The following is a 10,081-nucleotide window of genomic DNA, read 5'->3' as shown; positions in this document are numbered from 1 at the left end:
CTGGACCGGGGCGTCGCGGGCGGCGGCAGCGGCGGCGGTTCGGGTGGCGGCAGCGGCGGCGGCGCGGGTGGTTCCGGTGCGGGCGGCGGCGGTGCGGCCGGTGGCTCCGGTGCGGACGGCGGCGGGTCCGGCGCGGGCTCGTCCGACGACGCGACCGGCGGCGACGCGCGTGAGAAGTCTCCCCGCGGACCCTCCGCGCCCTCCAGCATCGATCTCTCGCCCGAGCGGCGCGTCGCCGCGCGCGAGCAGAAGCTGCGCGACACCGTCGCCCGGGCCACAACCTGCCTCGACGAGCTCTCGTCCGACCAGCGGCGCGTCCTGACGCTGCGCGCCGGCGTGGGTCCGCGGCCCGCGCGGACACGGACCAGCGTCGCCCGCCGACTGGACGTCAGCGTGCGCAAGGTCGCGCGGATCGAGAACGCCGGCCTGCGCCGGCTGCGCACCCTCGCCGCCGGCGGCGCGTGCGGCGCGCCCGCGACGGGGAGCGTCGGCGAGCACGGGGCGCCGGTCGTGGGCGCCACCCAGGTCGACCAACCGCGCGGCGCGGGCCAACGCGATCGCGACGGCAAGCGCCCGCGGGACAAGGACGAGGACGAGCCTCCGGCCACCGGCGGCGTCGACACGTTCCCGAAGCCCGGCGACGGCGGCGTGCAGGGCGTGACACTGACCAACCCGGCGGGTCCCGGCGGCTTCGATCTCTTCCTGCCGGCGATCCTGCTCGCCATGGCCGTGATGGCCTTCGTGGTCGCCCGGACGGTGCGGCGCGAGGCCACGGACGGACCGCCGCCCGAACCCGCCCCGGCCGACCGCCCCGCTCGCTGGGACGATCCACCGGCTGGCCTCTGATTGCATGCAAAACCGCACGGTTCTCGCTTGCGCGAGGGCTGAAAGCGTGATTTCGTATGCAAGATGGCGTCGCCGCGGGTGCGCGATCTGCTGGAAGAGGCGATCCTCGAAGGGGATCTGAAGCCTGGCGAGCGCCTGCGCGCGGAGGCGTTGGCGCAACGGTTCGGCACGAGCCGCACGCCGATCCGCGAGGCGCTCCTGCAGCTCGAGGCGCAGGGCCTGGTCGACGTCGAGCCCAACCGCGGCGCGGTGGTGCGCACGTTCGACCGCGACGACTTGCGGGACCTCTATGAGCTGCGCGCCCTGCTGGAGCCGCACGCGGCCGCGCTCGCCGCCACGCGGATCAGCGATGACGACGTGGATCGGCTCGAGGCGCTGTGCGAGCACGAGGACCAGATCGTCGCCAACGAGGCGTTCCACGGGATCATCCTCGAGGCGGCGCAGAGTCCCCGCCTGCTCGTCGCGATGCGCGCCGCGACCGGCATCCCGCGCACGTTCCGCAGCGTCTTCTGGCACGACGAGGCCCAGCGCGAGGAGTCCCTCATGTGCCACCGCAGGCTCGTCGCGGCGTTCAGGGCCCGCGACCCCCACCTGGCCGAGGCCGTGATGCGCATGCACATCCTCGGCGCGATCGCCTTCTTGGAGGAGACATGGCCGAGCCGTTAGCAGGACTCCGCGCAATCGAGTTCGGGCAGCTCCTCGCCGGCCCGTTCACCGGCACGCTGCTCGGGGACTTCGGGGCGGACGTGATCAAGGTCGAAGCGCCGGGCGTCGGCGACGCGATGCGCGACTGGGGCCGCCTGCGCCACAACGACCGCTCGCTCTGGTGGTCGATCCTCGCCCGCAACAAGCGCTCGGTGGGGCTGAACCTGCGCGAGCCGGAAGGCCAGCGGATCGCGGCCGAGCTCGCCGCCTCCGCCGACATCGTGCTCGAGAACTTCCGCCCCGGCACGATGGAGAAGTGGGGCCTCGGCCCCGAGGGTCTGCACGCGCGCAACCCGGGCCTCATCTACGCGCGCGTCTCCGGCTACGGCCAGACGGGCCGCTACCGCGACCGTCCCGGCTTCGCGTCCGCCGGCGAGGCGATCTCCGGCCTGCGCCACATCAACGGCTACCCGGACCAGGCGCCGCCGCGCTCGGGCATCTCGCTCGGCGACACGCTCGCGGCGCAGTCGGCGTTCCAGGGCATCCTGCTCGCCCTCATCGCGCGCCAGAACGGCGCGGAGGGCCAGGTCGTGGACGCGAGCATCGTCGACGCCTGCTTCGCCATGAGCGAGTCCTCCACGCTCGAGTACGAGAAGACGGGCTTCGTGCGCCAGCCGACCGGCCCGCGGCTGCCGCGGATCGCGCCGAGCAACGTCTACTGCTCCAAGGACGGCAAGTGGGTCGTGATCGCGGCCAACCACGACACGCTGTGGCGCCGGCTGGCGAAGCTCATGGGCCAGCCGGAGCTGGGGGAGGACGAGCGCTTCGCCACCCACCACGCGCGCGGCGAGCACGAGGACCTGCTGGACGAGATCATCGGCGCGTTCGCCAAAGAGCACACCGCCGACGAGCTCGACGAGATCATCAACGGCGGCGGCGTGGTGTGCGCGCCGGTCTACACCGCCGAGGACGTCTTCAAGGACCCGTACTTCCGCGAGCGCGAGCTGCTCGTGGAGACGCAGGACGAAGTGCATGGCTCGGTCACCGTGCCGGGGGTCGTACCGAAGTTGAGCCGGACACCCGGCTCGATCCGCCAGGCCGCCCGCTGGACGGTGGGGGCCGACACGGACGCAGTGCTGGAGGAGCTCGGGGTTACCGCGGAGCAGCGCAAGCAGCTCGCGGACGACGGCGTCATCTAAGGAGACGGCATGGCATACCGCTTGGGGGTGGACGTCGGAGGGACGTTCACCGACCTGTTCCTCGTCGACGACGGCGACCACCGGCAGTGGCGGGTCAAGACCCCGTCCACGCCCTCCGATCCCTCGCAGGGCGTGCTCAAAGGCGTGAGCCGGATCTGCGAGGAGGCGGGGATCAGCCCCGCCGACCTCGCCAACGTCGTCCACGGCACGACCGTCGCGACCAACGCGGTCTTGGAGTCCAAGGGCGCGCGCGTGGGCCTCATCACGACGCAGGGCTTCGGCCAGATCCTGCACCTGGCGCGCTCGCAGACGCCCGGCCCGCTGGCCGGCTGGATCATCATGGTCAAGCCCGACCCGCCGGCCTCCTTGGCGGACACGCGCGAGGCGATCGAGCGGATGGACGCGCGCGGGAACACGCTCGTCGCGGTCGACCACGAGCAGGTCACGCGCGTGATCAACGACCTCGTGGACTCCGGCGTGGAGTCGCTGACGATCAGCCTCATCAACTCCTACGTCAACGGGGCGCACGAGCAGGAGATCGCGGACCTGGTCGAGTCGCTGCATCCGGGCTTCCCGGTGACGATCAGCAGCGCCGTCCTGCCGGAGTTCCGCGAGTACGAGCGGACGCTCACCGCCTGCATGAACTCCTACGTGCGCCCGCAGGTCGCCCAGTACGTGGATCGCCTGCAGTCCTCCCTGTCGGAGATGGGCGTCAAGACCGAGGTGGACATCCTGCGCTCGGACGCGGGCGTGATGACGCCCGCCGAGGCCGCGCGCAACCCGGTCTACGGCGTGCTGTCCGGCCCGTCCGGCGGTGTCGCGGGTGCGCTGTACGTGGCCGCGCGGGCGGGCTTCCCGAACGTGCTCACCTTCGACATGGGCGGCACCTCGACCGACGTGTCGCTGTGCCAGGCGGGCGAGCCGACGATCGGGCGCGAGACCCTCATCGGCCAGTTCCGGATCAAGGTCCCGAGCGTGGACGTGCACACGGTCGGCGCGGGCGGCGGGTCGATCGCGCACGTGCCGGAGCTGACGGGCGCGCTGCGTGTGGGCCCGCAGAGCGCCGGCGCCGAGCCCGGCCCCGCCGCGTACGGCCAGGGCGGGGAGGAGCCGACGGTCACGGACGCCAACGTCGTCCTCGGCCACCTGCCGGCGAACCTGATCGGCGGCGAGATGACGCTGGACGTCGACGCCGCGCGGGCCGCCGTGCAGAAGGTCGCCGACGCCATGGACCTGTCGCTCGAGCAGGCCGCGGATGGCATCCTGCGGATCGTCAACGAGAACATGGCGGGCGCGCTGCGCGTCATCTCCGTCCAGCGCGGGCACGACCCGCGCGAGTTCGCGATGGTCGCGTTCGGCGGCGCCGGGCCGCTGCACGCCAACGCGGTCGCGGAGCTGATGGGCTCGTTCCCGGTGATCGTGCCGCCGTCGCCCGGCCTGCTGTGCGCGCTCGGGGACCTCGTCGCCGGCTTCCGCAACGAGTTCGCGCAGACGCTGATCCGGCGCACCGCCGAGACGACCGACGACGAGCTGCAGCTCATCCTCGACGGGCTCGAGCAACGCGCCGTGGAGTGGATGGACGCGCAGGGCATCGCGAAGGCCGACCAGCAGGTCGAGTTCGTCGCCGACATGCGCTACCACGGCCAGGGCTACGAGATCCCGGTCCCCTGGGGCACGGGGCTGGAGGCGACGTTCAACGACCTCCACGAGCAGCTCTACGGCTTCCGGATGCCCAATACGGCGTCGGAGATCGTCAACCTGCGGGCCGTCGGCACGGGCGACCGGCCGCAGCCCGAGCTGCCCGAGGAGGACCCGCGCTCGGAGACGTTCGCCGCCGGTACGTACGCCCGTGCGGACCTCCATCCGGGGGCGACGATCGCCGGCCCGTCGATCATCACCGAGTTCGACTCCACGACGGTCGTGCTCGAGGGCTACGTCGCCGAGATCGACCGCTACTTCAACATCCTGATCCGTCCGGAGGCCGCGCGATGAAGGTTGCCGAGATCCCCGACCTCGAGGTCGATCCCGTCACCGTCGACATCATCGAGAACGCGCTGCGCCACGCGCGTTTCGAGATGGACGCGGTGCTGTTCCGCAGCGCGATGTCGCCGGTCATCCGCGAGCAGCACGACGAGTTCCCGATGATCACCGACCCGCAGGGCCGGATGGTCGTCGGCCAGTTCGGCGCCTACATCAACGAGATGATGGAGGACTGGGACCAGGGCGTGTACCCGGGCGACGTGATCCTCACGAGCGACCCGTACAAGTGCTCCGGCTCGATCTCGCACACGAACGACTGGCTGGTCCTGGTGCCCGTCTTCTACGAGGACGAGCTCGTCGGCTGGTGCTCGCAGTTCGGGCACCAGATGGACGCGGGCGGGCGGCTGCCGGGCTCGTTGCCCACGGGTGCGACGACGATCTTCGAGGAGGGCCTGATCATCCCGCCGCTGAAGATCGTCGAGCGCGGCGAGGTGCAGGAGCAGGTCCTCAAGCTCATCCTCAACAACATGCGCCTGCCCGAGATGAACCGGGCGGACCTGTTCGCGATCATCGCCGCCTGCCACGCGGGCGAGAAGCGCGTCATGGGGCTGTGCGAGCGCTTCGGGAAGGACGTCTACCTGGCGACGCTGCAGGCGCTGCTGGACCGCACGCACGAGGCGATGCGCAAGCTCATCCTGCTCGCGATCCCCGAGGACAAGCAGACCTTCGAGGACTACATCGACGACGACGGGCTCGGCAACGGCCCGTACAAGATGAAGCTGACGATCTGGCGCGAAGGGGAGGAGGCCTGGTTCGACTGGTCGGGCACCGATCCCCAGGCGCTCGGGCCGATCAACTTCTACCTCTCCGAGGGCATGTTCAAGATGTTCATCGGGGTCTACCTGATCATGGTCAACGACCCCGACATTCTGTTCAACGACGGCTTCTATCCGCTGCTGCACGTCGTGATGCCGGAGGGCTGCCTGCTGGCTCCGCGCTATCCGGCGGCGCTGGGCTGTCGCACCCACGGGCTCGCGCGGCTGTTCGACGTGCTGGGCGGCGCGCTGACCAAGCAGGCGCCGGAGCTCAACACGGCCGCGGGCTACGGCACGTCGCCGTACATGCTGTACAGCGGGTGGAAGGAGTCCGGGGAGTTCTTCTACTCGATGGAGATCCTCTACGGCGGCATCCCCGGCCGGCCGATCGGCGACGGCATGGACGGGCACTCGTGGTGGCCGCTGTTCGAGAACATCCCGACGGAGTACTTGGAGGCCTACTATCCGCTGCGGGTCGACGGCTACACGACCGTCACGGACAGCGGCGGCGCCGGGCTGCACCGCGGCGGCAACGGCGTGGAGAAGCGCTACGTGTACCTGGAGCCGGGGCACGTCTCGATCCATGACGACCGCTGGCTCACGCGGCCCTGGGGCGTGCTCGGCGGGTTGCCGGGCGCGCGGTCGGAGAAGCTGCTGCGGCGCGCGGACGGCACCGAGCAGGTGCTGCCGGCCAAGTGCGACGAGGTCGCGGTGGAGCCCGGCGACATGCTGATCTACCGGACCGCGGGCGGCGGGGGCTGGAAGGACCGGTTGGATCGGCCGGTCGAGGCCGTCGAGCGGGATGTCGCGTTCGGGCTGGTGTCCGTCGAGGGCGCGAAGGAGAACTACGGCGTGGTCGTGGGGGATGCGGAGGCGACCTCGGCCGAGCGCGAGCGGCAGCGGGCGGAGCGCGGGGACGCGCTCGCGTTCGACTTCGGGCCGTCGATCGAGGAGGCGATCGCGAACTGCGAGGCCGAGACGGGCCTGCCGGCGCCGTCCCCGGCCGCGCCGCTGCGCTGGTCGCCGCTGGAGAGCGCCGAGTCCGCGATGGAACGGGCGCGTGGCTGATTTCGGCGGGGCGGTGGGCTTCGGCTCCCGCCCCGCCGTGGTCGTCGTCGACCTCAACCGCGGGTTCACGGACCCGTCGTCGCCGCTCGCGTGCTCGCTCGACGAGGTGCTGGTCGCCACCCGGTCGCTGCTGGACGTGGCGCGGGCCGTCGGCGTGCCCGTGTTCTTCACGACGGTCGTCTACGACGACGTGGGGGAGGCCGCCGCGGCCGTGTTCCTGCGCAAGGTTCCCGCCCTGCGTACGTGCGCGCCGGGGACGCCGTGGGTCGAGATCGACCCGCGGCTGGGCCGGGTCGCGACGGAGCCGGTGATCGAGAAGTCCGGCGCCTCGGCCTTCTTCGGCACGCCGTTCGGGGCGATGGTCGCGGGCCGGGACACGCTGGTCGTCTGCGGCGCGTCGACCTCCGGCTGCGTGCGCGCGACGGTCGTGGACGCGATGCAGCACGGGCTCGCCCCGATCGTCCCGCGCGAGTGCGTCGGGGACCGGTCGGCCGCGGCCCACGACCAGTCCCTGGCGGACATCGCGGGCCGCTACGGGGACGTGCTCGGTCTAGCCGAAGTTACCCGCGCGCTGCACGAGGCCGGGTAGGTCCTTGCCCATGGTGCTCGAGAGCCAGTGGGCGACCTCGATCAGCGCGTCGAGGTCGATCCCGGTCTCGACGCCCTCGTTCTCCAGCAGGTAGATCAGGTCCTCGGTGGCGATGTTGCCCGTGGCGCGCGGGGCGAACGGGCAGCCGCCGAGGCCGCCGACGGAGGCGTCGAAGACGGTCGCGCCGTGCTCGAGGCCCGCGTAGGCGTTGGCGTAGCCCGTGTTGCGGGTGTTGTGCAGGTGCAGGCCGAGGGGCTTGCCGCCCTTGAGCGCCTCGGGGACGAGGTGTTTGACCTGGTGGGGTGTTCCGACCCCGATCGTGTCGGCCAGGATGACTTCGTCCGCGCCCGCCTCGGCCATGCGCAGGGCGTGCTCGATCACGAGGCCCGGGTCGACCTTGCCCTCGAACGGGCAGCCGAACGCGACGGAGATCGTGGCGGTGACCTTCAGGTCGGTCGCCTGGATGATCTCGGTCGCGATCTGCGCCGCCTGCTCGACCGTCACGTTCTGGTTGCGCTGGGCGAACGTGTCCGTGACGGGGTAGGCGACGTGGATCTCGGTGGTGCTGGTCTCGAGCGCCCGGTCCAGGCCTTTGCGGTTCAGGACGAGGGAGGAGTACGCGACGCCGTCGTCGGTCGGCAGGTGCGCGAAGACCTCCTCCGCGCCGGCCATCTGCGGGACGAGCTTCGGGTGCACGAAGCTCACCGCCTCGATGCGCTTGAGACCCGTCGCGGCGAGGCGTGTGCACAGCTCCGCGCGGGTCTTCGGATCCAGCGTCACCTTGTCGTTCTGGAGGCCGTCCCGCGGCCCCACGTCACAGATGCTCACGGGCACGGTTGGAGTGTGGCGTATCGGTTCCGACTACCGCCCCGCCGTCCCGCGTGCTTGACTAGCCGGGGCCATGGACCTTCGTGAGCTGCTCGGAATGCTGGACATGCCGCCCGGCGAGAGCTATTACCGGAGCCGTATCCCCTGCCCCGAGGACGAGCGCGTCGCCCGCGTGGTCCGCGCCTTCAGCGAGTCCTCGCCGGGCCGTCAAGCGGTCTTCCGCGAGGCGATCGACGGCGTCCGCGCCGGCCTGCTGCTGGTGTTCAGCGAGCGCATGGCCGCCCTGGCCGTGCGGATGGAGAGCGCCGAGCCTTGCGTGCAGGGCCTGGTCGCCGCTTCTCTGGCCCAGGAGGGCGACCCGCGGGAGGCTTTGGCCGTCCCGGCGTTGCACCGCCGGTCGGCTGAGATCCTCGGCGTCGACAACGCCCGCCTGTTCGACGAGGCCGCCGGCCGCACCGATCTGTCCGGCGCCCACTGGCTGCGCGACGTCCGCGACGCCGACGACACGCCCGAGGACGTCGGCTACGAAGAGGCCGACGACGGCGAGGGCTTCCGCTACGAGCGCGCCATCGCCCGCCAGCCCCGCCACCGCTACTAGCTCCCCGTCTCGCATCGAGCGTCGGATTTCTCGGCGCAGCGCCGAGAAACTCGACGCTCGCGCACCCGTCGGCGCCCCGCGTGCCTGCCCGCGCAGCGTGACGGGTAGGGTGCGGCCATGTTCTACTCGCTGCTCGGCCGGGTGGTCTGGTTCGGACTGAAGTTCGTGCTGCGCCGCAAGTACGGCCCCACCTATGTGCCCAAGTCGCTGCTCGCCGGCGGCACCATCGCGGTCGCGATCGCCGTGACGCTCGCGGTACTGCGCGCCACGCGCGACTCCGACTAGCCTCGCGAACGTCGTCTCGCCGCTCCCGGCGGGCGCCGCCGATGCCGCGCGACCTTCCGAGTCGCTCCGCGGCGCGATTCCCCCACGGTGCGGGGCGCCGTTTCCATAACGGCGCGCCGCCGATTTTGCCGCCGGTCCGCCTGTAAGCATCAGGCGTCGTGGCCGAGTCACCTTCATCAGCCCTGCCCGGAGGCGTCCAGTGGTTGCCCGCGCTCGGCGGCGCGCTGCTGCTGCGGGCGGAGATCGGGCGCGGCGACCCGCCGGCGCTGGTCCTGCAGTCGCGGGGCGGCGAGCACCGGATCGAATCGGGCCCACAGACGCGCTTCAACCGCTCGGCCGACTTCCTCGTGCCCGCGGGCCTGCGCTGGGCCGTGGCCGTGCTCGTGTGGCCGGACGGCACCCGCGCCGTGTTGCCGGGCCCGCCGGCCGGCCGCGCCGAGGTCATCGACCTCGCCTCGCGTCGCCCCGCGCCCGCTCCGTCCGAACCCGCCACGGAGTCCGGCCCGGTCCCGCTGTCCTGGACGGCGCCGCCGGCCGGAGCGCCGACAGACGCGCAAGCGCCCGCCCGCGAGGTCGAGCGCACCCCGGACGCCCGCGCCTCGGTGCTCACCGCCGAGTCGCAGCTCACCGCCCTCCGCGTGGAGCTCCGGCGCGCCCGCGAGGAGATCACCGAGCTGCGCACCGCCCTCGAGACCGAGCGGATCGCCCGCGCGGCCGCCGAGTCCGTGCTCGGCAGCCTGGTCCCGCCCGGCCCCCTGACCGAGCTCGCGACTGAGCAGGCCGCCCACGCGGCCGCGGCCGCACCCAGCCGCCCCACCGAGGAGGCAGACCGCCTGGTCGCCGCCCTCGAGGCCGCCGCGAGCTCACTCCGCGCCACGATTCCGGCCCCGCTCGAGTCCAAACCGGCCGAGGCGACGCCGTTCTCACGCCTCATCGCCGCGGCGGCATCCGCCTCGATCACGAACCCGCCCGCGCCCGACACCGCGTCTCCACCCGAGGCGGCGGCCGCGCCCGGCCTCGCCGCGCCGTTCGTCGACGCGCCGGCCCCGTTCGCGCCGGGCCTCGTCGCGCCGCCCATCAACGTGCCGCCCGCACCGGGCGTCCCCGCGCCGTTCGTCGACCCGCCCGCCCCGGGCCTCGCTGCGCCGACCGGGGGTGTGCCGCCCGCGCAGGGTCTCGCCGCGCCGCCCGCCCTGGTCGCCAGCGAGGAAGGCGGTGTCCGCGTCCT

General features: G+C 72.5%; 9 protein-coding genes and 1 pseudogene. 9 read left to right on the top strand and 1 reads right to left on the bottom strand.

Going from position 1 to position 10,081, the window contains the following annotated elements:
* The 6 genes from OJ997_RS35575 to OJ997_RS35550 form a co-directional block, all read left to right on the top strand.
* Positions 1–846, top strand: an 846-nt coding sequence (locus tag OJ997_RS35575; RefSeq protein WP_270030208.1) for a sigma factor-like helix-turn-helix DNA-binding protein, incomplete at its 5' end; no start/stop codon positions are given.
* Positions 847–909: 63 nt separating this feature from the next.
* Positions 910–1,512: a GntR family transcriptional regulator gene (locus OJ997_RS35570; RefSeq protein WP_270030207.1), complete on the top strand. Its 603-nt coding sequence runs from the start codon at positions 910–912 to the stop codon at positions 1,510–1,512.
* Positions 1,497–2,690 (top strand): CaiB/BaiF CoA transferase family protein, encoded by a 1,194-nt coding sequence (locus tag OJ997_RS35565; protein ID WP_270030206.1) that lies wholly within the window; start codon positions 1,497–1,499, stop codon positions 2,688–2,690. Before OJ997_RS35570 ends, OJ997_RS35565 begins: the two co-directional genes overlap by 16 nt.
* A 9-nt stretch (positions 2,691–2,699) precedes the next feature.
* A complete protein-coding gene (locus OJ997_RS35560) occupies positions 2,700–4,682 on the top strand; it encodes a hydantoinase/oxoprolinase family protein (RefSeq protein WP_270030205.1) in 1,983 nt (660 codons plus the stop codon).
* Positions 4,679–6,553 (top strand): hydantoinase B/oxoprolinase family protein, encoded by a 1,875-nt coding sequence (locus OJ997_RS35555; RefSeq protein ID WP_270030204.1) that lies wholly within the window; start codon positions 4,679–4,681, stop codon positions 6,551–6,553. The genes OJ997_RS35560 and OJ997_RS35555 overlap by 4 nt, the downstream gene beginning before the upstream one ends.
* Positions 6,546–7,142, top strand: a complete 597-nt coding sequence (locus OJ997_RS35550) for an isochorismatase family protein (protein ID WP_270030203.1) — start codon at positions 6,546–6,548, stop codon at positions 7,140–7,142. Before OJ997_RS35555 ends, OJ997_RS35550 begins: the two co-directional genes overlap by 8 nt.
* Here the strand turns inward: OJ997_RS35550 and OJ997_RS35545 are convergent.
* Entirely contained in the window at positions 7,104–7,970 is an 867-nt protein-coding gene (locus OJ997_RS35545; RefSeq protein WP_270030202.1) for a hydroxymethylglutaryl-CoA lyase, read from the bottom strand. The genes OJ997_RS35550 and OJ997_RS35545 overlap by 39 nt on opposite strands.
* A 73-nt stretch (positions 7,971–8,043) precedes the next feature.
* Between OJ997_RS35545 and OJ997_RS35540 the strand changes: the two genes are divergently transcribed.
* The 3 genes and pseudogenes from OJ997_RS35540 to OJ997_RS35530 all read left to right on the top strand — a co-directional run.
* Positions 8,044–8,568, top strand: a complete 525-nt coding sequence (locus tag OJ997_RS35540; protein ID WP_270030201.1) for a hypothetical protein — start codon at positions 8,044–8,046, stop codon at positions 8,566–8,568.
* A gap of 117 nt (positions 8,569–8,685) precedes the next feature.
* Entirely contained in the window at positions 8,686–8,853 is a 168-nt protein-coding gene (locus OJ997_RS35535; RefSeq protein ID WP_270030199.1) for a hypothetical protein, read from the top strand.
* A 158-nt stretch (positions 8,854–9,011) separates the two neighbouring features.
* Positions 9,012–10,081, top strand: a pseudogene (locus tag OJ997_RS35530) (hypothetical protein); the annotation flags it as partial.

The sequence above is a fragment of the Solirubrobacter phytolaccae genome (genome assembly GCF_027587195.1).
GTDB classification, from domain to species: Bacteria; Actinomycetota; Thermoleophilia; order Solirubrobacterales; family Solirubrobacteraceae; genus Solirubrobacter; species Solirubrobacter phytolaccae.
The sequence above is the reverse complement of the archived record's forward strand: the minus strand, read 5'-3'. Positions and strand labels throughout refer to the sequence as shown.